19 protein-coding genes and 1 pseudogene are annotated in these 20459 nt (G+C 47.1%); 14 read left to right on the forward strand and 6 right to left on the reverse strand.

Going from position 1 to position 20459, the window contains the following annotated elements; genetic code table 11:
- Positions 1–530: 530 nt before the first annotated feature.
- Together AB9P05_RS13060 and AB9P05_RS13065 are read right to left on the reverse strand one after the other, a co-directional pair.
- Complete coding sequence (locus AB9P05_RS13060; RefSeq protein ID WP_371909268.1) at positions 531–5000, reverse strand: CheR family methyltransferase; 4470 nt, start codon at positions 4998–5000, stop codon at positions 531–533.
- 161 nt (positions 5001–5161) lie between these two features.
- Positions 5162–5500 carry a DUF6249 domain-containing protein gene (locus AB9P05_RS13065; protein WP_371909269.1) on the reverse strand — a complete coding sequence of 113 codons (339 nt, stop codon included), beginning with the start codon at positions 5498–5500 and terminating at the stop codon, positions 5162–5164.
- A gap of 164 nt (positions 5501–5664) precedes the next feature.
- Between AB9P05_RS13065 and AB9P05_RS13070 the strand changes: the two genes are divergently transcribed.
- The 3 genes from AB9P05_RS13070 (at position 5665) to tnpA (ending at position 7293) form a co-directional block, all read left to right on the forward strand.
- Complete coding sequence (locus AB9P05_RS13070) at positions 5665–6240, forward strand: RNA polymerase sigma factor (RefSeq protein ID WP_371909270.1); 576 nt, start codon at positions 5665–5667, stop codon at positions 6238–6240.
- Positions 6241–6248: 8 nt separating this feature from the next.
- Positions 6249–6689, forward strand: coding sequence for a hypothetical protein (locus AB9P05_RS13075; RefSeq protein ID WP_371909271.1), 441 nt, complete (start codon positions 6249–6251; stop codon positions 6687–6689).
- A gap of 157 nt (positions 6690–6846) precedes the next feature.
- Positions 6847–7293, forward strand: coding sequence for an IS200/IS605 family transposase (tnpA, locus tag AB9P05_RS13080; RefSeq protein WP_371906921.1), 447 nt, complete (start codon positions 6847–6849; stop codon positions 7291–7293).
- A gap of 61 nt (positions 7294–7354) precedes the next feature.
- Here tnpA and AB9P05_RS13085 read toward each other — a convergent pair whose 3' ends face one another.
- The 3 genes from AB9P05_RS13085 to AB9P05_RS13095 are packed head-to-tail and all read right to left on the reverse strand — an operon-like array spanning position 7355 to position 10578.
- On the reverse strand, positions 7355–8581 hold the full coding sequence (locus tag AB9P05_RS13085) for an alanine dehydrogenase (protein ID WP_371909272.1): 1227 nt from the start codon (positions 8579–8581) through the stop codon (positions 7355–7357).
- Positions 8574–9026 carry a tRNA (adenosine(37)-N6)-threonylcarbamoyltransferase complex ATPase subunit type 1 TsaE gene (gene tsaE, locus AB9P05_RS13090; RefSeq protein ID WP_371909273.1) on the reverse strand — a complete coding sequence of 151 codons (453 nt, stop codon included), beginning with the start codon at positions 9024–9026 and terminating at the stop codon, positions 8574–8576. The genes AB9P05_RS13085 and tsaE overlap by 8 nt, the downstream gene beginning before the upstream one ends.
- Positions 9019–10578 (reverse strand): PglZ domain-containing protein, encoded by a 1560-nt coding sequence (locus AB9P05_RS13095; protein ID WP_371909274.1) that lies wholly within the window; start codon positions 10576–10578, stop codon positions 9019–9021. The genes tsaE and AB9P05_RS13095 overlap by 8 nt, the downstream gene beginning before the upstream one ends.
- 83 nt (positions 10579–10661) lie before the next feature.
- On the opposite strand from AB9P05_RS13095, the gene AB9P05_RS13100 reads away from it, so the two are divergent.
- From AB9P05_RS13100 to AB9P05_RS13130, 7 genes and pseudogenes are all read left to right on the forward strand, one after another.
- Positions 10662–11894: an HD domain-containing protein gene (locus AB9P05_RS13100; RefSeq protein WP_371909275.1), complete on the forward strand. Its 1233-nt coding sequence runs from the start codon at positions 10662–10664 to the stop codon at positions 11892–11894.
- 36 nt (positions 11895–11930) lie between these two features.
- Entirely contained in the window at positions 11931–12989 is a 1059-nt protein-coding gene (gene lpxD, locus AB9P05_RS13105) for a UDP-3-O-(3-hydroxymyristoyl)glucosamine N-acyltransferase (RefSeq protein WP_371909276.1), read from the forward strand.
- Entirely contained in the window at positions 12979–14373 is a 1395-nt protein-coding gene (locus AB9P05_RS13110) for a bifunctional UDP-3-O-[3-hydroxymyristoyl] N-acetylglucosamine deacetylase/3-hydroxyacyl-ACP dehydratase (RefSeq protein WP_371909277.1), read from the forward strand. Before lpxD ends, AB9P05_RS13110 begins: the two co-directional genes overlap by 11 nt.
- A complete protein-coding gene (lpxA, locus tag AB9P05_RS13115; RefSeq protein WP_371909278.1) occupies positions 14370–15149 on the forward strand; it encodes an acyl-ACP--UDP-N-acetylglucosamine O-acyltransferase in 780 nt (259 codons plus the stop codon). The genes AB9P05_RS13110 and lpxA overlap by 4 nt, the downstream gene beginning before the upstream one ends.
- 82 nt (positions 15150–15231) lie before the next feature.
- Positions 15232–15789 (forward strand): annotated as a pseudogene (locus tag AB9P05_RS13120) (ATP-binding cassette domain-containing protein); the annotation flags it as partial.
- 65 nt (positions 15790–15854) lie between these two features.
- Entirely contained in the window at positions 15855–16298 is a 444-nt protein-coding gene (locus tag AB9P05_RS13125; RefSeq protein WP_371909279.1) for a lipocalin family protein, read from the forward strand.
- Positions 16299–16483: 185 nt separating this feature from the next.
- Positions 16484–17311, forward strand: a complete 828-nt coding sequence (locus AB9P05_RS13130; protein WP_371909280.1) for a hypothetical protein — start codon at positions 16484–16486, stop codon at positions 17309–17311.
- Between the two features lie 35 nt (positions 17312–17346).
- On the opposite strand, the gene AB9P05_RS13135 is transcribed toward AB9P05_RS13130, so the two are convergent.
- Positions 17347–17667 carry a HesB/IscA family protein gene (locus tag AB9P05_RS13135; protein WP_371909281.1) on the reverse strand — a complete coding sequence of 107 codons (321 nt, stop codon included), beginning with the start codon at positions 17665–17667 and terminating at the stop codon, positions 17347–17349.
- 100 nt (positions 17668–17767) lie between these two features.
- On the opposite strand from AB9P05_RS13135, the gene AB9P05_RS13140 reads away from it, so the two are divergent.
- The 4 genes from AB9P05_RS13140 to AB9P05_RS13155 all read left to right on the forward strand — a co-directional run bounded on the left by AB9P05_RS13140 (position 17768) and on the right by AB9P05_RS13155 (position 20458).
- Complete coding sequence (locus tag AB9P05_RS13140; protein WP_371909282.1) at positions 17768–18289, forward strand: hypothetical protein; 522 nt, start codon at positions 17768–17770, stop codon at positions 18287–18289.
- Between the two features lie 96 nt (positions 18290–18385).
- Entirely contained in the window at positions 18386–18805 is a 420-nt protein-coding gene (locus AB9P05_RS13145) for a YkvA family protein (RefSeq protein ID WP_371909283.1), read from the forward strand.
- Between the two features lie 42 nt (positions 18806–18847).
- Positions 18848–19462 (forward strand): thioredoxin family protein, encoded by a 615-nt coding sequence (locus AB9P05_RS13150; RefSeq protein WP_371909284.1) that lies wholly within the window; start codon positions 18848–18850, stop codon positions 19460–19462.
- A complete protein-coding gene (locus AB9P05_RS13155; RefSeq protein WP_371909285.1) occupies positions 19463–20458 on the forward strand; it encodes a metal-dependent hydrolase in 996 nt (331 codons plus the stop codon).
- The last annotated feature ends 1 nt before the right edge of the window (position 20459 follow it).

The raw sequence follows: 20459 nt of genomic DNA on the forward strand, positions 1-20459 counted from the left end.
GCTTTATAAGAATAGTTCAATTTATGGGTTTTGCCGGAGGAGGGGCGAAGCTATGACGAACGCACTATGAACTATACTAAAACGATAAGCGAAGGAGAAGCGAAGGAGATGGGAAGTATTAGAAAGGATATTTGGCGGTAATGGCCCGCAAAACTCTGGATAAGCTATGTTGGTATGTTTTAAAAGTACAAAAAAGTGGGTTAATAACAAGGGTAATAAGTGGCGTTTAGCAGGTTGAAAAATTGTGAAGATGTTCTTTTTTAATGAGTGAATGATAGAATTGATGAGTAACAGAGTAATTGAGTGTTGAGTTTTTAGTTATGAGTTGGAGAGTGGTAGTTTGATGGAGATGGGAGGAATGGGGGGTGATGGGTTTTCTGTTGAGTTAAGAGTTGGAGGCGGTGGGTGAGTAATAGAATAAGATAGTTTTGGGTAACAGAGCTTAGCATTTTGAGTGAATGAGGTGAGGTTATTCTTCACGAAAAGTCAAAATAAAAGGCCGCCGGTGAATTTCGCCGGCGGCCTTTATATTATTCGCCCGGTTCGGATTGTTTTTCTGCGCTCAGGCCTAGCTGCTTCATAATTTGCTGTTTCAGCAGGGAGGGCTCTACGGGCTTGGAGAGGTAGCCGTTCATGCCTGCCTTCCGGCTGAGCTGCTGATACTCTGAATGCACGTGTGCTGTCACGCCGACAATAGGGACACTGCGCTTTTTCTCATCAGGAAGCATCCTGATGATCTGTGATAGTTCGAGGCCATCCATCTCATTCATTTGAATATCAAGCAGCAGGAGGGAGAAGTTCTTTCTCAACACCTTTTGCAGGCCGCTCTTGCCATTCATGGCTATGTCGTAGCGGCAACCAAGGTTTTTCAGATAGTGCTCCATAACGGTCACATTGGTAAGCTGATCTTCTACCACGAGTATGGGGTATTCGGCCGCCTCTTTCGGATCAGTGAAGATGGGCGAAAGGTCTTCTGTGATTACGTGAGATTCTAATGAATTTTCTACTTCTGTTTCTTCGGTTTTACCCAATGGGATGATAACAGTAAAGGTGGACCCATTGCCAAGAGAGCTATCTAGCTCTATGGTGCCATTCATTAGCTCCAGAAGTTCCTTGACTATTGCAAGTCCGAGCCCTGTACCCCCAAACTTACGGCTGGTACTGACATCTGCCTGGCTGAATTTCTCAAAAATGAGGTTCTTCTGGTCTTTAGAGATGCCTATGCCGGTATCGGCCACGGTTATTTTAACAAGGTGATTATCCTCACTATTGCCTTCTGATGTGGCAGATAGGGTGATTTTACCTCTTTCGGTAAACTTGATGGCATTGCTCAGCAGATTTTGTAATACCTGGCTTATTCTCATCGGGTCACCCAAATAGGTGCGTGGAAGGTTGGGGTCTATATTCAGAATAAACTCCAGGCTTTTGTTCTGGCCGGCTGCACTTGCCATTTCCACCTGTTGGTTGAGCTCTTTGTAGAGGTCAAAGGTGGTGATCTCCAGATTGAGCTGGCCTGCTTCCATCTTTGCGTAGTCCAGGATGTCATTGATAAGACTGAGCAACCTGTCAGAACTGGTCTTGAGCGTGTCCAGCAGTTTTTTCTTACGGTCCTCTTCCACCTCCATCTTGGTAAGGATGTTGGTGATGCCGTGTATGGCACTCATGGGCGTCCTTATCTCGTGGCTCATATTGGCGAGGAAGGCAGACTTGGCCACACTAGCCGCCTCGGCAGCGACCTTCTCTTCCATCAGGCGATTTTCGTGCTTCTTCCGTACGCTGATGTCCCGGATAATAACGGCTATCGATTGCTTCTGAGATAGCTTATTATTAACGTTTACTACCTGTCGCTCTATCAGCAGTTCTTTGCCATCCCGGTCTACGAGTGGCATCTCCTGCGGGCTGGATGTGCCATACTCGACTTTGTTACTGAAGTCTATAAGGGGAAGTATGTCCTTCAGGTTTAATTTCTTGATCTCATCCTCAGCGTACCCGGTTTGTTCCAGCAGTTCAGGGTTTGCATAGACGATCTGCATGGGGTCTTTGCTCTTAGCAGGCCGCTCGGCGACTACCACCATATCGTTCATGGAGGTGATGATGCGCTGGTACATTCTGAGGTAGTCTTCAAATTCTACCTTTTCTGTGATATCGGTAGAAATACCGCAGAGAGCGATTATCTCACCCTCCTGGTTCTGCATGGGGAATTTGACTGACAGGTAAGTGACCCTGTGGCCTTCTTTGTCAAGAATCTCCTCTTCCAGCTGCAGCACTTCTTCTTTTTGTAAGGTCTGCAGGTCGTTCTGGGCCACCTTGTCGGCCATCTCTTTAGGAAAGAGATCTTTGTCTTTCGATCCCAGTACTTTTTCTTCACTAAGATTAAAAAGTTCAAGGAAAGCCTCATTAACTAATATATACCGGCCGGCGAGGTCTTTGATGTAGATGGGGGTGGTGGTATTGTCCAGAATGGCTTTTAGCCTTCGCTCGCTGTCTTTTACCATACGGCGCTCTTTTATCAGTTCCGTACGGTCTTTAAAGAGGAGGAGAATCTCTTTTTCTTCTTTATTATTCTTCTGAATAATAGGCTGCAGCTCCATTTCATAGTAGCGGCCATTGAAGGATACTTCCTCTTCATGGCTCTTTCTTTCGAGCATGGCCTGCTGCATCTTTTTCCGCATGTCGTCAAAGTTGAGCTCGTGCGGCAGTATCGCAAAGAGGGGAAGTGTTTCGGGGGTGTTTTTGCGGATATTAAATGTCTCCTGAGCTGCGAGGTTGAAGCGTTTAACCTGGTATTCCTGATTTATTCGCATCACCGGGTAGTGCAGGGAATTTACCAGTTGCTCCAGCTCAGCAGTTTGCTTTTCGAGCTCCTGGGTTTTGCTATTCAGCTCATCATTAACGGTAGACAGCTCTTCGTTTGTACTTTGTAGTTCCTGGTTGGCGGTTTCGAGCTCTTCGTTGGTGCTTTGCAGCTCTTCGTTACTGCTCTGCATTTCTTCATTTGAAAGCTGCAGCTCCTCATTGCTGCTTTCCAGTTCTTCTACTACACTGCGCAGGTGCTCGCGCAGGGAGCTTACCTCTTCGTTGAGCTGTTGTACCTCTTCGCCGTCACCGGCTCCTACTATATTTTCAGTATCGAGTTCTACCTTCTCCTTCTCAAAGGAGATAAGCATCATCTTGCCCATGGCTTTTATTTCGCGAATGGGCTTGACCTCCATCTTGAGCGCAAATACCTGGTCGCCATCCATCTTACGGAGGATTTTGTTTTTTACAGGCTTATTATTTCGCTGGGCTTTCATGAGGAGCACCTGTACGATGCTCTTGAGGTCAGGCAACAGGAGGTCTATCAGGTTAGATGTAAAGTTTCCCTTCTGTATGCTCACAAACTCATGGGCGGTACCCATGATCTTTTTTACCATGAAGCGGTCATTGACCAGGATGCTGTTAGGCGCAATGCTTTCTATAAGGTCATCGAACATCCTTTCCAGGTTTTTCTTTTCAGGTCTGGAAATGGAATGCATATTGCCTGTATACTTATTTTGCAGGGAAACAGGCGAGTTGAATGAGGAGGGGCTGGTGTTGTAGCCTGCGCGTTTCCGGAATATCCGGTTGGTAGAGTCTAAGCTGGTAAACAGATCTTCGTGGCGGCTCAGGTTTTCGGATTTACCCAAAAATAGCAGGCCGTCGTCATTCAGTGCATAATGAAAGAGGTTGATAAGTTTGGCTTGTATGTCCGGCTGCAGATAGATGAGCAGGTTACGACAGCTCACCATGTCCAGCCGCTTAAAGGGCGGGTTTTCAATAATATTATGCCGGTTAAAGAGAATGCAGTCGCGTAGTTCTTTACGTACCCTGAAGGTTCTGCCCTGACCAACAAAATACTTTTCCAGCATGTGGCTGGAAATGGCATACAGGTTTTTGGCTTCATACACCCCTCTGCGCCCCACATTAAGGGCTTTGTCGTCTATATCTGTAGCAAATATCTGTACCCGCTTGTCGGTGAGGGCATCCAGTCCGCCGAGTATTTCACCAAAAAGACAAGCGAGTGAGTAGGCTTCCTCACCGGTGGCACATCCTGGCACCCACACTCTGAAGCTGGCATTATCTTCTTTTTCATTTACCAGCTTACGGATGTTCTTGTCTATTGCTTTGAAGGCTTCTGTGTCCCGGAAGTACTCAGTGACACTGATAATCATGTCGTGATAGAACTCACTCTGCTCATCAGGATGTTCGAGGCTGTACTTCAGGTACTCTTCCAGCTCCAGTTTACCGGTGGCCACCATACGGCGCTGCAGCCTCCTGGTAATGGTGGTTTCTTTATAGTCACTCAGGTTTACGCCAAAATCCCGGTGAATATTTCTGAATACTTTTTTAAGCAATTGCTGCACCTTGGCCTCGCCCTCATCCAGGCTACTGATGCTGGGGGGCTGGTTTTTCGTTATCTCATATATCTTGTTGCCTATTTCAGCAGCATGCATGGTGAAATCCACGGCTTCTGTGCGAATACTGGCCATGGGCATGCCGTCATGCTCAGCCTCTTCGGGGTTTTGTACGATTACGAGGCCGCCCATCTCATGTACTTTCAATATACCCCTGCTGCCATCGCTGCCGGTGCCGCTAAAGATAACGGCAATGGCGTGGGACCCCAGGTTCTCTCCCATGGAGTGCAGGAGCCGGTCCACACTTGGCTTGGGCCCGATGCCATCTGATGAAACCAACACCAGCATTTTATTGCGGATGATCACATCATGGTTAGGAGGGGTCACATAGATCTTACCTGCTTCCGGCCGTACAGGACCTTCCAGTACCGATACGGACAGGGGCATATCCACCCTGGTAAGTATCTCTGTTAAATTACTCTTGTAATTAGGTGAAAGGTGCTGGGCTACGATAAAACAAGCGTTGATACCACCGGGGACATTGGAAAAAAAATCTTTTAGCGCCGAGAGGCCGCCTGCTGATGATCCAATACCTATGTAGTACATGTCGTTTCTGAAGTCGCTCATAAAAAATTATTAGCCTTATTTAGCAAAAAAATGGCCTGAATTGGCCCAAAGCTAAACGGCTAAAGATACAGACATTATAGGTCTTGTTTAAGTTGAGGTAGAAAATATTTGCACAAAAAAACCCGCCGGAGGCGGGTTAAATCGATGTAGCTAATTAGATGTCAAACCTTATTGTTTCTTACTAAAAAGTAAAAAGAAACGAGTCCGAGGCCACCGAAGAGGAATAGCATACTTAAGAATGCCACTTCCTCTTCCATCAAGGTATAGTTGGCGAGGGAAGAGCCTACCAGCAGACCGAGAGCGGCACCTATAAGTAAAAGCCCGAATTTGAGCGCTCCGTACCTGCCTTTCTTTTCCTGTTTTGGATGCAGAATATTTGCGTCCAGTCCTTTATCTATTAATGCCATACGCTCTTTATGCCTGGCGGATATAGCTACGTACACGATGCCGAATACGGATAAAAACAGTACGATGGGTATAAATACTACATGGCTGTCCATAACTGTAAATTTTTAAATGTTTAAGTTTTTGACCTTGTACCTGCTTAGATGCAGGTAAATGCAGGGCGGTTACAGCTTATGAGAAAAAAAATGACGAACTTCTGAAAAAATATTCCCGGGAGTAATGTAACCAGCGGCCACCGGACAGCATCTAAGCTAATGCGATGCAGGAGGAATTAGAATCGATAGCTATTGAAAATGCGCGAAAGGGGAACCCGGCGGGGTGCCGTTACCTGATAGACCGGTACAAGGACTATGTCTTTAGTATTGCGCTCAGGATACTATCTCACCGGGAAGAGGCTGAAGAAGCGGCCCAGGATGCATTTATGAAGGCTTTTCAGGGGCTGGGCTCATTTAGCGGCCAGTCTAAATTCTCTACCTGGCTCTACCGTATCGCGTGTAATGAAGCACTGGCCAGGGCGCGTAAAAAGAAGCGCTATGCGGTGGATATAGATGATGTGGAGGAGGTAAAGCTGCCCTGGGATAGTTTTGCTGACCAGTATAAACAGCTCGAGCACAAAACGCGACAGAAATATATACGTATGGCACTGGACAGGCTGCCTGATAACGACCGGCTCCTGATCTCGTTATACTACCTGCAGGAGCAGTCTGTGGCTGAGGTGGCTGAGGTAACCGGGCAGGAGGCTAACACTGTCAAGGTACGGATACACAGGGCGCGTAAGAAACTGCACACAGCCCTGGCGGGCTTATTAGAAACAGAACTAAAGGAATTGCTTTAATATAGGTCATGATGGACGAACGAGACGACTGGAAATTCGACGACCTGCTGGGGGAGGAAATCCGCAAGGCAAGCACGGATAAGGCGCCGGATGACTTCAGCCTGCGACTTATGAAACGGATGAACGCGGAGATGGCTCCTTCAGCTTCAGCAAAGGAGATAGAGGTAAAGGACTACTCACTACTGGGTAGCAGGGGCAGGTGGTTCATCCTGCTTATCTGCGTGGCGCTGATAGGGTTTGGGTTCTCCCTTAGTGATGGGGAAGGCGGCCTGAACTACCTGGATCAGCTGACGGCTTATCTTGATGGCGTCACCTTACCTGAGGTATCATTTTCTATTAACTTTTCCTCACACTTGCTTTACATGACGGCGTTAGCTATTGCCGCTATCACCGGGCTGCTCTTTACTGATAAGGTGATCTCCCGGTTTTTCGGAGGATTGAAATACTAACGTATCATTTCTGTAAACCAACCCACTAAATAAAAAGGGCAGTCTGCAGACTGCCCTTTTCTATTAGAGATTCCTTTTATTTTATTAATCGAATTAAAACCACCGTCTTAGACGGTGGTCATGTTTGAGGGCTATGCCAGTAGGGGTATATTGTGGAATGAGCAAGTATCGTAAGCTATCGCATAGCTTTTACTATTGTGTCTATCATGTAGTATGGACCCCGAAGTACCGCCACCGTATACTTCGTGATATTGTTGCAGATACGTTGGAGAATAAGATAAAGACGATATGTGAATGGAAGGAGGTCAAGGTAGAAGAGTTGAACATTCAGCCAGATCACGTTCATTTGGTATGTAGTATACCTCCGAAACTTAGTGTATCAGACTTCATGGGTATTCTCAAGGGTAAGACAGCGATCATGATGTTTAAGAACTTCAAGAGTCTTCGCAGAAAACCCTATTGGGGCAATCATTTTTGGTCACGAGGCTATTTTGTAAGTACGGTAGGCATAGATGAAGAAAAGATAAAGCGGTATGTTAAGTATCAGGAGAAGGAAGATAAGAAAGAGGATGGGGATATAGATATCCCGCTATTCGATAACTGACTATCCCCCTTTGGGGGTAATAACCATTGAAAACCCCCTCCTTTGGTGGGGGTAATTTATTCTACATCCTTGCGGCTCTGAACAGCTCGAGGTCCTTATGCTTCATGCCGAACTTATTAGCCACATGCTTATTGGTGAGGTTGCCTTTGTACGTATAAACGCCGCGCATAAACCAATTGTGGGTAAACACGAGGTCTTCAATGCCGCCTACTTCTCCGGCCTGGATAAGTATGGGGGTGAAGATGTTGCTAAAGGCGGTAGTGGCTGTGCGTGCCACTCTTGAAGGTATATTAGGCACGCAGTAATGGATGACGCCATGCTTCCGGAATACGGGGTTTCGGTGTGTGGTGATCTCTGAGGTTTCGACACAGCCGCCCTGGTCTATACTAACATCGATTATGATAGACTCAGGTGGCATTTGCATCACCATTTCCTCAGAAATGATACAGCGGTAGCGTCCCTTCTCCATCCGGATGGCCCCGATGAGTACGTCTGCTGTTTTAAGTGATTGGGCGAGGGTGGCTGTATCCAGCACACTGGTATACACCTGCTGGCCCAGCAACTGTTTCACACGGCGCAGTTTATAAATGTGATTATCGTAAATCTCTATTCGTGCACCCAGGCCCAGGGCTGCACGGGCGGCATATTCAGCCACAGTGCCGGCGCCAAGTATGACCACCTTAGTAGGAGGAACACCGGTAATACCCCCCAGGATGACACCTTTGCCCTGAGTGGCCGTGCTCAGGTTCTCTGCCGCTATCAGCATGACGGTACTGCCTGCTATCTCACTCATGGCGCGGACGACCGGCATGCCGCCTACCTTATCTTCTATCAGCTCAAAAGCGATACCTGTTACCTTTTTACGGTTGAGGTCGTCAATGTATGAGCTTTTGCGGTTGCCTATCTGCAGGGCGGAGATGAGTGTAGTGCCTGGTTTGAGGTAGTCTATCTCTTCCTCATTCGGAGGCTCCACCTTAAGCACAATGTTGCATTCGAATACCTCTTTGGTACTGTAGGCGATCTTGGCGCCTGCATCACTGTATTCGTTATCACTGAACTTGGAGGTAGCACCTGCTCCGGCCTCTACCACTATCTGGTGGCCGTTGTTTACCAGCAGTGCCACCGACTCGGGGGTCAGTGCGACCCTGTTCTCCTGTAGGGAGTTTTCTTTGGGTATGCCTATCAGCAATGACGTATTGCCGGTGCGAATTTTCTGAAGTTGCTCTTGAGGGTATAGCGTTGTTTCTTTTGCCAGTTCCTCAAAGCCTGAGGTCATTTTCCTACTCATGGTGCGACACTTGGAACATTCTGCGATCGTCAGCGCTAACAAAAATAGTAATTTTGAAGTACCGATCAGGCAGCAGGTCGGGAATTTTAGAGGGCCACTCTACCCAGCACAGGTTTCCTGAGTAAAAATACTCTCCGATACCTATGTCCTGGGCCTCTTCCTGATCGTTGATGCGGTACAGGTCAAAATGATAAAAGGTTTGCCCGGATTCATTTCCGTATTCATTCACCAGGGAGTAAGTAGGGCTGCTAACGGTATCCGTAACGCCGAATACCTGAGCAAGGGTCTTGATAAGGGTGGTCTTTCCGGCGCCCATTTCTCCCTCAAGAAGCCAGACCTTTTTATCTCCGGCAGCGTCTATCAGCTCCTGGGCTACTCTTGGCAGATCCTCCGGATTCTTACATTGCCATGCGGGTATGCCTTGTTTCTGTTTACTACTATCCATTTTTAGAACTCAGCGTAATAAAGGGGATAATCATCTCTTCCATGCTCACGCCACCGTGCTGGAAGGTGTCCTTATAGTGGTTTACGTAATAATTATAGTTATTCGGGTAGGCAAAGAAATAGTCTTCTACTGCAAATACATAGGATGTGGATACATTTACCTTTGGCAGGAAAAGGTCTTCAGGCTTGTATACTGAGAATACATTTTCTCCGTCGTAGCCAAGGTTTTTGCCCTGTTTGTAGCGCAGGTTGGTATTCACGTTACGGTCGCCAATGATTTTGAAGGGTTTTTTGACCCGAATGGTTCCATGGTCTGTGGTGATCATAAGCTGACCGCCCTTTTCACCGATGCTGCGGATCAGGTCCAGCAGGGGTGAGTGCTGAAACCAGCTATGAGTAAGTGAGCGATAGGCGGCCTCGTCCGGAGCCAGCTCCCTAATCATCTCCAGGTCAGTGCGCGCATGGCTTAGCATGTCCACGAAATTATACACCACTACGTTCAGGTCATTGCTCATCAGGTTGTGCACATTTTCCACCAGTTGGCGGCCCTGGTTTACGTGCAGTATCTTGTGATAGCTAGACTTGATGTTGAGCTTATTCTTTTCGATCTGACGCAGCAGGAAGTCTTCCTCGTGCATGTTCTTACCTTCGTCGTCGTCTTCCCCTTTCCAGATGTCCGGGTGAAACTTGGCCATATCCGTAGGCATCATGCCGGAGAAAATGGCATTGCGGGAGTAGGCGGTGGTGGTGGGCAGGATGGAGTAGTATGATTCTTCCTCCTCTACGCGGAAATATTCACTGATCACGGGCTGCAGCACCTTCCACTGATCATAGCGCAGGTTATCTATTACCAGAAACCACAGGCTTTTATTTTCCTGTAAGGCAGGAAATACCTTTTTGCGCATAAGCTGGTGGCTCATCACCGGCCGGTCGCTGTCCGGGTCGTTCAGCCACTCTTCGTAGTTGTCTATAATGAATTTGGTAAAGTTGGCGTTGGCCTCGGTCTTCTGCATGTCCAGTACTTCAAACATGCTTTTGTCTTCCGTATTCTCGATCTCCAGCTCCCAGTATATCAGCTTTTTATATACGTCCGCCCAGTCTTCATGATTCATTTGCTCACTAAAGGCCATACTGATATTACGGAAGTCCTGCTGGTAGCCGATGTTGGTGCGTTCGGATACCAGCCGCTTATTTTCGAGCAGTTTTTTAGCGCTGAGCAGTATCTGATTCGGATTTACCGGCTTGATAAGATAATCGGCAATCTTGGAACCGATAGCCTCCTCCATGATGTGCTCTTCCTCACTTTTGGTGATCATCACCACTGGTGTGGAGGGACGCAGGCTCTTTATCTGCGTAAGTGTTTCCAGCCCGGTCATGCCCGGCATATTCTCATCCAGGAAAACCAGGTCGAAGGATGAATCTTCGCACGCTTCTACTGCGTCGGCACCGCTGTTTACCGGCGTTACGTCGTAACCCTTCTTTTCTAAAAACAGTATATGTGGTTTAAGCAGATCGATCTCGTCGTCTGCCCATAAAATGGTATATCTTTGCATCCGATTATTTTGCCTTTATGTGTGGCTTCTTTATATAGTCAGCTTAAATTAAAAAAATCCTGCACCGTATCGATTCCGGACCTTTGAATAAAAATAAAATACTTAATGACCCCGTGTATGGGTTTGTAACCATACATAGTGACCTGGTGTTCGATATAATCGAGCATCCGTATTTCCAAAGGTTACGCAGGATCAAGCAGTTGGGTTTAACGGACCTTGTCTATCCGGGAGCCCTGCACACACGATTTCACCATGCCATAGGGGCCATGCACCTGATGCGCAACACGCTGGATAACCTGCGCAGCAAGGGGCACTTTCTTTGGGACCAGGAGATGGAGGCGGCCCAGATCGCTATTCTGCTGCACGATATTGGTCATGGTCCTTTCAGTCATGCGCTGGAGTTCAGCCTGCTGAAGGGGATTCCTCATGAAAAACTTTCTCTTCAGATCATGGAAGAGCTGAACCGGCATTTTAAGGGAAAGCTTGACCTGGCCATACAGATATTTACCGGACGCTATCCGCGAAAGTTTTTCAATGAACTGGTAAGCAGCCAGCTGGATATAGACCGCCTGGACTACCTGAAGCGGGACAGCTTTTTTACAGGAGTAAGCGAGGGTACGATAGGTGCGGACCGCATCATTAAAATGCTGGAAGTACACGAAGACGCCCTGGTAGTAGAGGAGAAGGGCATTTATAGTATAGAGAACTTTTTAAGTGCCAGGCGACTAATGTATTGGCAGGTGTATCTGCACAAAGCCACGGTGAGTGCAGAAAAAATGCTGATATCTGTGATAAAACGGGCACGGGATTTGGTACGATCGGGGCATGAGGTGTTTGCCAGTCCTGCCTTAAAGCTTTTTTTAGAAGAAGAGGTGACGCTTTCGCGATTTAAGGAGGAGCCTCATTTTCTGGAGGCTTTTTGCCAACTGGATGATTATGACATCTGGGGAGGTATAAAAATATGGAGCCGGCATGAGGATGCTATCCTTAGCAGGCTCAGCAACATGTTGTTGCATAGAAAGTTATTTAAAGTAATATTATCCAATGAAGAGGCCGAGCAGGAGGATCTGGATAGATTAAAAGAGCGAATTATGGAGGCATTTTCTATTTCTGAAGAAGAGGTAGGGTACTTCCTGGTATATGGCTCCATGAGTAATTCTGCTTATCTGGCCGGCGGACAGACGATCAATGTACTCACGAAGAGCGGTGATGTAATGGATGTGGCGGCAGCCTCCGACCTTCCAAACATTAAAGCAATGAGTAAAATTGTCAGGAAGTATTACATTTGCTGGCCAAAGAGTGTGCCGTTCGACTGATTTTTGGGCTTAACATAATTATTACCCGGCTGCCTGATGGAATTCACTGTAAACCAAATAGCACAAATACTTGATGGAACCCTCGAGGGTGACGGAGACACGCGCGTGTCTGAGCTTACCAAAATAGAGGAGGCGACTCCAACGGGTATTTCTTTCCTGTCCAATCCTAAATACGAGCCTTTTCTTTACGAAACCGATGCCGCAGCAGTTATCGTGCGTAAAGACCTGACGCTGAAAAAGCCGGTGAAACCTGCCCTTATCCGGGTAGAGGATCCCTATCTGGCTTTTACAGCTCTGCTGGAAGCCTATCATAAAGCGACTCTCAGCGCCAAGACTGGAGTGGAGGACCCGGCCTATATGGCGAAAGACGCTACGGTAGGAGAGAATGTGTACCGGGGTGCTTTTAGTTATATAGGTAATGGCGCTAAGGTAGGCAACAATGTGAAGATCTATCCGCACGTATATATTGGTGATGGTGTTACCGTGGGTGACGATACCGTTTTATACAGTGGGGTGAAAATATACAGCGGGTGTAAGGTGGGTAGTAACTGCACTATACATTCGGGCACGGTAGTAGGTAGTGATGGCTTTGGCTTTGCTCCTCAGAAGGACGGTACGTATAAGCCTATACCGCAGGTGGGGGTGGTAATAATAGAAGATAATGTGGATATAGGGGCTAATACTACCATAGATCGTGCGACTATGGGAGAAACGCTGATCCGCAAGGGTGCCAAGCTGGATAACCTTATTCAGATCGCCCATAATGTAGAAGTAGGTGAAAATACTGTGATTGCGGCGCAGGCAGGTATCTCCGGCTCTGCCAAACTGGGCAGGAACTGCGTGATTGCCGGACAGGTAGGCGTGGTGGGCCATATAAAGGTAGCCGATAAGACCACAGTGGCGGCCCAGTCGGGTGTGCCGAAGACCATAGAGGAACCCGGATCTACACTGATGGGAAGTCCGGCTTTCGAGCATGGAAAATACCTGCGTACCTATGCCGTATTCAAGAAATTGCCTGATTTGAACAGGCGCGTAAAGGAACTTGAGGAAAAAATCTTAAATTTGCCCTCGATTAATCCAGGTAATGAAAATTAAGCAGCATACCATTCAGAAGTCCGTGACTATTTCCGGCGTAGGATTGCATACCGGCGTTCATGCCAATATGACGTTCCTGCCCGCTAAACCTAATCACGGCATAAAATTTCAACGCATCGATCTGGAAGGCGAACCCATAGTAGACGCTGATGTAGATAATGTGGTGGACCTTAGCCGGGGCACAACCATTGAGCAGAGCGGTGCACGCATCAATACAGTGGAACATACCCTGGCGGCTTTGGTCGGACTGGAGATAGATAATATACTTATCCAGCTCGATGGTCCTGAGCCTCCTATCATGGATGGTAGCTCGGCACAGTTTGTGGAAGCACTGGAAAGTGCGGGACTGGAAGAGCAGAATGCACTGCGTAATTTCTTTGACGTTTCCGAAGGCATCTTTTACCGTGAGCCCGACAGAAATGTGGAGATAGCCGCCCTGCCTCTTGACGACTACCGCGTGACGGTGATGGTGGACTATAATTCACCTGTGCTCGGCAGCCAGCATGCTTCTCTGAATAATATCGGCCAGTTTAAAGAAGAGATATCTTCATGCCGGACTTTCTGTTTCCTGCATGAGCTGGAGATGCTGTATAAAAATAACCTGATCCGTGGCGGTGACCTGAATAACGCCATCGTGGTGGTAGACCGTAAGGTTGAGGACCATGAGCTGGATCACCTTGCCTCACTCTTTAACAAGCCCAAGGTAGAGGTAAAGAAAGAGGGTATCCTGAATAATGTCGATCTAAGATATAAGAACGAGCCTGCCCGCCATAAGCTTCTTGACCTGATGGGTGACCTGGCTCTGGCCGGCCGTCCTGTAAAAGCGCAGATACTTGCTGCCAGACCAGGCCACGCGGCAAACGTAGCCTTTGCTAAGAAGATCAAGAAGGCCATGCAGCGCTCAGGTGCGGAAAATATCCCTCACTACGATCCTAAATTGCCTCCTGTGCTGGACATCACCAAGATCACCAGCATGCTGCCCCACCGCTATCCTTTTCAGCTTGTAGATAAAATTATACACCTGGACGATAAATATGTGGCAGGTGTGAAAAATGTAACTATCAATGAGCCGTTCTTCCAGGGGCACTTCCCCGGAAAACCTGTTATGCCCGGCGTACTGCAGATAGAAGCCATGGCACAAACGGGTGGTATCCTTGTACTTAATACTGTGGAAGACCCTAGCGAGTACCTGACTTACTTCCTGAGCATCGATAACTGTAAGTTCAGACAGCAAGTGGTACCCGGTGACACGATTCTTATCAAGTGTGAACTGCTTCATCCAATAAAGCGGGGCATTGCTAAAATGAAAGGTGTCGCATATGTTGGTAATTCCGTAGTATCAGAGGCTACCTTATCGGCTCAGATCCGTAAAAAGAATTCATGAAGCATCCCCAAGCGAACATACATCCCGGCGCAAAAATTGCCGACGGCGTAGAAATTATGCCATTTGCCACCATCGAAGATGATGTGGTAATCGGCGAAGGGTCAAAGATCTACCCTAATGCCGTGGTGATGAAAGGGGCGCGATTAGGTAAGAATGTTAAGGTTTTTCCCGGTGCCGTTATATCAGGCGAGCCTCAGGACCTGAAGTTTCAGGGAGAGGAGACTATTCTGGAAGTAGGTGACAATACTGTTATAAGGGAGTTTGTTACGGTGAGCCGGGGTACGGCTGCCGGTATTCATAAGACTACCATCGGGAAAAACTGCCTGCTGATGGCCTATACCCATGTGGCTCATGATTGCCAGATAGGAAATAACTGCATACTGGTGAATGCCGTGCAGGTGGCAGGGCATGTCAGGATAGATGATTTTGCCATTATCGGTGGTACCAGTGCGGTACATCAGTTTGTACATGTGGGTGCCCATGTGATGGTAAGCGGGGGCTCCCTGGTACGTAAGGACGTTCCTCCCTACGTTACAGCAGGCAGAGAGCCACTGGCATACTGCGGTGTGAATTCCACCGGACTGCGTCGCCGTGGCTACAGCGCGGATAAAATCCAGGAGATCCAGGAGATTTACCGGATCATCTACCAAACCGGACTAAATAACACGAAGGCCCTTGACCAGATAGAAGGAGAATTTCCGGACAGTGTCGAGCGGGATGAGATCGTAAAGTTCGTGCGTGAATCCGGCCGGGGTATTCTGAGAGGCTTGTTCTAGTAATTTTCTGTGCATGCACATCGAAGTAGCGAAATTATCCAAGCGGTTTCAGCGTGAATGGATATTTCGTGACCTTAATGCGACTTTCCAGCCCGGTGAGCCGTGGGCTGTAACAGGCCCTAATGGCAGTGGAAAGAGTACCCTGCTACGGGTGCTGAGCGGCCTGATGCCTCCCACCAGTGGTAGTCTGGCCTACAGGTATAAAGACAAACCGGTGGAAGGCGGGGATGTGTATCGATACCTGAGCTATGCCTCGCCCTACCTAGAGCTGGTAGAAGAGCTTACACTCAATGAGTTAATTAGATTTCATTTTCAATTCAAGTCCCCGGCGCCCGGATACTCCAGAGAGAATTTTGCCGCACATGCCTATCTGGAAGATGCCCTGAATAAACAGGTGCGCTTTTTTAGTTCCGGTATGAAGCAACGTCTCAGACTTGCTCTGGCCTTTTTTTCCTCAGCGCCTTTTCTCATACTTGATGAGCCCACCAGCAATCTGGATGAAAAAGGCATATCCTGGTATCATGAAAACGTGGAAAAGGCTCTAAAATCCAAGCTGATCCTGGTCGGATCTAATCAGCCTTATGAATACGATTTTTGCAAAAACATTATTAATCTTACAAACTTTAAGCGCAAAGGCTAATTTTTAGTTAAATTAACCCCTTGTTAGTGAAGCGTAAAAAAACTCAAAATCAGATATCGATATACATGAAAACTTATTTCAAACTCTTCAGCCTGCTGGTATTTGTGCTGGTTCTTGTTTCCGGTTGTAAAAAGGACGATGATCCGGGAGAGACTGAGGCTGAGCGTCAGCAGAGGCTGGTTTCTAAGACATGGGCTACAGGCTCTGTAAGCTATACAGAAGAGTCTACCCCGCTTGCTGGTTTCGATGACTTTAGCATCACTTTTAACAGCACCGGTACTTTCTCAACTTCCGGTGGACAGGCTGGGGTGTCTTACCTGCCTTCCAGTGGCTCATGGTCTATCGATAGCAATGACCTGACTGCGCTTACACTTACCGATAATGGGAATACTGTGGAAGTCGATATCGTGACCTTATCCGAAACCGCTTTCGTATTTAACGTAGCAGGACCTGGTGTGAAAGCGACTGATCCTGACAGAACTGTCCGTTATGACCTGGTGAGCCAGTAAGATATAATCATACTAAAATATTAAAGAGAGAGGCCTTCATGGAGGGCCTCTCTTTTTTTATTGTAACTATTTGTTTGCCAGTTATTTATGTGGTTTATTTTAACAATATCCCCTCAGTGGAGTTGTTTAAGTGCAGGTTGATTCACCTGAATTACCATTTTTTCATCTTAACTAATTTCCACATTATGAGATCAGGGATATGTATTGTGTTGCTACTATTCATCTTACTACCGGCGGGTACTGTAGCGTACGGGGGAGGTGTTGGCAAGCACATCATGCATTCTCTGGACAGCTTGAAGCAGTATGGTTACGAGTATGCAGATATGAGTCCTATGGCCCGTAAGGACCGCAGGCAGTTTGCCCGTGAAAACCGCGCTTTTTGGTTAGAGGAAATTACCTATCCTTTTGCCACACCATTCACCCCGGAGTGGGCGGGTAAATTCAAAAGGAAGTATACTCTTGATAAAGTGGATTTGCTGGACTATTTCAGTGATAATGAGACTTATGATATGGTGATCATCAAGGGGCCGAATATTATCCATGACTTTTCGTTTGAGGTGATTGTGTACCGTAAAATGGATAATGGTTACCTGGCTGTAAAAAGTTATCTTGAAAAAGACCGATTTGTGGAGAAGAGTTACCGTATGGTAAGTAAAAGGGAGTTTAGTGCCTTAACCGAGACTCTCGGCAAAATGCTGGAAATGACCGAGAAGCAAACGGGTGATTTCTATTTTACAGACAGAGAAGCCCTGGAAGAGTGTGCCTCCGGTAGTGAGGACTCGGACTCTGTGATATTTGCCTGTAAGGTAGAACTTACGTCAGGGCTGGTTATTGATAATACAACCGGCGACCATTTTCTACTATATGGTTATGATGGTACTTATGACCCGGTACATCCACGTAAGGTGATATATGACCGCATGCGTGAAGATGAGCTGGAGGGGCCTTTCTTCAGGAACGTTCACTGGAACAAAACCTATAAAGAAGGTGAAAGCATTGCCGAGGTATATTGATATAAGGATAGAGGGCTTCTGAGAAGCCCTTTTTATTATGACGTAGCTTCTTCGGCTGCTTTTTTCTTAGGGTCTGTGAAGAGAAATCCGCGGGCGTCCGAGCCTTCATAAAAATCCACTTCCAGGCCGGCCAGGTACATTACGTGTTTTTTTTCTACGTACACAGGGATATCCTCAATGGTATACTGTTCGTCTGCCTCCTTTTTTTTATCAAACCCAAGTACGTAACTCATGCCACCGCATCCGGCACCCCGTACGCCTATTCGCAGACCATAACCCTCAGGTATATTCTTCTTTTCTAGTATATTTTTAACCTCCTCAGCTGCTTTGGGAGTAATGGAAACCGGTATAAACATCCTTTTGCCTTAAAATGATATAAAACTACGCTGTGCAAAGGTAAAACATCTTCGCTTATCGGAAATGTTTTATAATTTAGCTCACGCGAACAATTAAAATATGGAGCTTCTTCAAGAACTACTGAAAGTCCTTTTGCCTGCACTGGCTGTACTATACGCTATGTACCTGGTGGTAAAATCTTTTCTCGACAAGGAAATGGAAAAGAAAATACTGGACGTACGTAGCAAGAACGCAGAGATTATACTTCCGGTTCGGATGCAGGCTTACGAGCGTATTTGCTTATTCCTGGAAAGAATAACGCCTAATAACCTGCTCATCAGACTAAACGATGGCTCTTATACAGCCCGTCAGTTTCAGCAGATACTTGTGAGCGAGGTAAGGGATGAATTTAACCACAATCTGAGCCAGCAGTTATACATGAGTGACGATGCCTGGATCATGGTTAAAAATGCCATGCAGGAAGTAATCTCCGTTATCAATGAATCGGCTAAGGAGGTAGACCCCGAAGGGAAATCAATAGAGCTGAGCCGCCGGATATTTGAGAAGATGCTGGCTAAGGATCCTGATCCGATACAGCAGGCTCTGACTGAAGTAAAGGACGAACTGAGGAGGATTTACTAATTGCTTCCGGCATCTGTTAAAGACTTTTGTAATACCGTCTTAAATCGGTATTTTGTATAGAGTAGAATTTTTTAATTTATCATAATTCATTTTTTCATGGCAGAAAAAGTAACCGTCGAAAATATCAAGGCGAGTAAGGCCTTTAAGTTTGCACGCAAAAAAGCCAAAGACGTAGCAGGCGATGATAAAAAGCTGGGTAACCTTCTGGATGCTACCCTGGGTAAACTTGAGGAGGTCACGGGCAATGGTGATAAAATTGAGTCATTCATGAGCCAGGTGCAGACGTTTATTCGAATGATTTCGGCTTACCGCAAAGGTACCTACAGGGGAATAAATGTGAAGTCTGTCGTGATTATAGTGGCAGCCCTGCTATATTTTATCATGCCAATAGACCTTATCCCCGATTTTATTCCTGTTGTTGGTCTGCTGGATGACTTCACTATCGTGATGTATGTATTTAAAAAACTAAACGAAGAGATAGACGAGTTTAAGACCTGGGAGAAAAAACATGCCTGATAGCATGCCGGGAAGGGGCCTGTCCCAATCAACAGTAAATGCATGACCAAAGTAATAACTCAGCCGGTTATAGATAAGGGGATGACCTACCGCCAGTACAGGGCGCTGATAGCGGACTTGCTGGCAGAAGGTAAGGTAACCGGACCTAACCAGGGCGAATTTCTGACTGACTACACTCGCCTGAATGAAAAACGGATGAACCGGCTGGATAAGACTATCGTACTGAGCGATGAGCTTAAGGCAGTGGCGGACCGGATAACCCAGCCTTGGGTATGGCTGGTCATTACGGAGGGCTGGTGTGGTGACGCGGCTCAGATAGTGCCCTTATTCAATAAAATTGCCGAATACTCTGACATGATCTCGCTGCGCCTGATCCTGCGTGATGAGAACCCGGAGGTGATGGATGCCTTCCTGACCAATGGGGGTAAATCGATTCCGATACTGGTGTGTCTGGAGCAAAATATGCTGGAGGTGCTGGGTAAATGGGGCCCTCGACCTTCAACCGCTCAGCAAATGGTGCTGGACTTTAAAGAGAACCCCTCCGGATCTCGGGAAGAGATGGTAGAAAAGTTGCATGGCTGGTATGCCAAAGACAAGACGCTTACCTCCCAGGCTGAGCTGGCAGAAACTATGGAGCAATGGCTTAGAAGGGGTTAGATGGATAGTCTGACCCAATTTGTACTAGGTGCAGCAGTAGGGGAGGCTCTCTTAGGGAAAAAAGAGGGCCGCAAGGCTCTGGTCTGGGGGGCCGTGGCTGGTACCATTCCTGACCTGGATGTCATAGCCAATAATTTTCTGAACGACCTGCAGGCGTTGCTCTTTCACCGAGGGTTCAGCCACAGTTTGTTTTTTGCCCTACTCATGGCGCCATTGCTTGCCTGGCTGGCGATAACCATTCACGGCAGGGGAAGAGCTACTTTGAGGCAATGGACTATTATGTTTTTCTGGTGCCTTTTTACGCATCCGCTACTGGATATTTTTACTAACTATGGTACCCAGTTGCTGTATCCTTTGTGGGATGCCCGCATTGCCTTTAACACCATTTCTATAGTCGATCCGCTATACACACTGCCTTTGCTGGTAACGTTTGTGGCTGTACTAATCATCAAAAACCGGCAAAAGCGCTGGCGCTGGACTATGGTCTGTCTTGCCATCAGCCATGTTTACCTTTTTCTTACTGTTCTCAACAAGTATAATATTCACCGGGTAGCGAAGGCCAATGCAGGAGAAGGCGGCCGGGTATTTACCACCCCGGCGCTTTTTACCAATGTGCTGTGGAATGTGATCGTGGAAAAGGAAGGTCACTATGAAGCAGGATATTACAGTATGCTGGACGCAGACCGGCAGATAGCATTTAAGGTAATCCCTAAAAACAGAAACCTTGCGGCAGAATACGCTGAAAGTGAAGAACTATCTTCTCTCAGGCAGTTTAGTAAGGGGTATTACGCCTACCGTCTGCAGGGGGATTCGCTTATTTATAATGACCTGCGCTTTGGTCCCTCGGGGGGATGGATGGACCCGGCTTCGGACTTCATATTTGCTTTTTCCGTTGCTGGAAACGGCAAAGATGATATAACGATAAAGCGGGTACCCCCTCAAATGAATGGACCGCAAACGCTGAATCGATTAATTGAACGAATAAAAGGTGACTGAT

It is taken from the genome of Roseivirga sp. BDSF3-8, from assembly GCF_041449215.1.
Lineage (GTDB): Bacteria > Bacteroidota > Bacteroidia > Cytophagales > Cyclobacteriaceae > JBGNFV01.

Excerpts from the sequence above, each read along its gene's own strand:
- tnpA (WP_371906921.1), top strand. The coding sequence starts at position 6,847 with ATGAGCAAGTATCGTAAGCTATCGCATAGCTTTTACTATTGTGTCTAT.
- AB9P05_RS13140 (WP_371909282.1), top strand. The coding sequence starts at position 17,768 with ATGGAGCTTCTTCAAGAACTACTGAAAGTCCTTTTGCCTGCACTGGCT.
- AB9P05_RS13110 (WP_371909277.1), top strand. The coding sequence starts at position 12,979 with ATGAAAATTAAGCAGCATACCATTCAGAAGTCCGTGACTATTTCCGGC.
- AB9P05_RS13095 (WP_371909274.1), bottom strand. The coding sequence starts at position 10,578 with ATGCAAAGATATACCATTTTATGGGCAGACGACGAGATCGATCTGCTT.
- AB9P05_RS13135 (WP_371909281.1), bottom strand. The coding sequence starts at position 17,667 with ATGTTTATACCGGTTTCCATTACTCCCAAAGCAGCTGAGGAGGTTAAA.
- AB9P05_RS13065 (WP_371909269.1), bottom strand. The coding sequence starts at position 5,500 with ATGGACAGCCATGTAGTATTTATACCCATCGTACTGTTTTTATCCGTA.
- AB9P05_RS13060 (WP_371909268.1), bottom strand. The coding sequence starts at position 5,000 with ATGAGCGACTTCAGAAACGACATGTACTACATAGGTATTGGATCATCA.
- AB9P05_RS13145 (WP_371909283.1), top strand. The coding sequence starts at position 18,386 with ATGGCAGAAAAAGTAACCGTCGAAAATATCAAGGCGAGTAAGGCCTTT.
- AB9P05_RS13075 (WP_371909271.1), top strand. The coding sequence starts at position 6,249 with ATGATGGACGAACGAGACGACTGGAAATTCGACGACCTGCTGGGGGAG.
- AB9P05_RS13125 (WP_371909279.1), top strand. The coding sequence starts at position 15,855 with ATGAAAACTTATTTCAAACTCTTCAGCCTGCTGGTATTTGTGCTGGTT.
- lpxD (WP_371909276.1), top strand. The coding sequence starts at position 11,931 with ATGGAATTCACTGTAAACCAAATAGCACAAATACTTGATGGAACCCTC.
- AB9P05_RS13150 (WP_371909284.1), top strand. The coding sequence starts at position 18,848 with ATGACCAAAGTAATAACTCAGCCGGTTATAGATAAGGGGATGACCTAC.
- lpxA (WP_371909278.1), top strand. The coding sequence starts at position 14,370 with ATGAAGCATCCCCAAGCGAACATACATCCCGGCGCAAAAATTGCCGAC.
- AB9P05_RS13085 (WP_371909272.1), bottom strand. The coding sequence starts at position 8,581 with ATGAGTAGGAAAATGACCTCAGGCTTTGAGGAACTGGCAAAAGAAACA.
- AB9P05_RS13155 (WP_371909285.1), top strand. The coding sequence starts at position 19,463 with ATGGATAGTCTGACCCAATTTGTACTAGGTGCAGCAGTAGGGGAGGCT.
- tsaE (WP_371909273.1), bottom strand. The coding sequence starts at position 9,026 with ATGGATAGTAGTAAACAGAAACAAGGCATACCCGCATGGCAATGTAAG.
- AB9P05_RS13070 (WP_371909270.1), top strand. The coding sequence starts at position 5,665 with ATGCAGGAGGAATTAGAATCGATAGCTATTGAAAATGCGCGAAAGGGG.
- AB9P05_RS13130 (WP_371909280.1), top strand. The coding sequence starts at position 16,484 with ATGAGATCAGGGATATGTATTGTGTTGCTACTATTCATCTTACTACCG.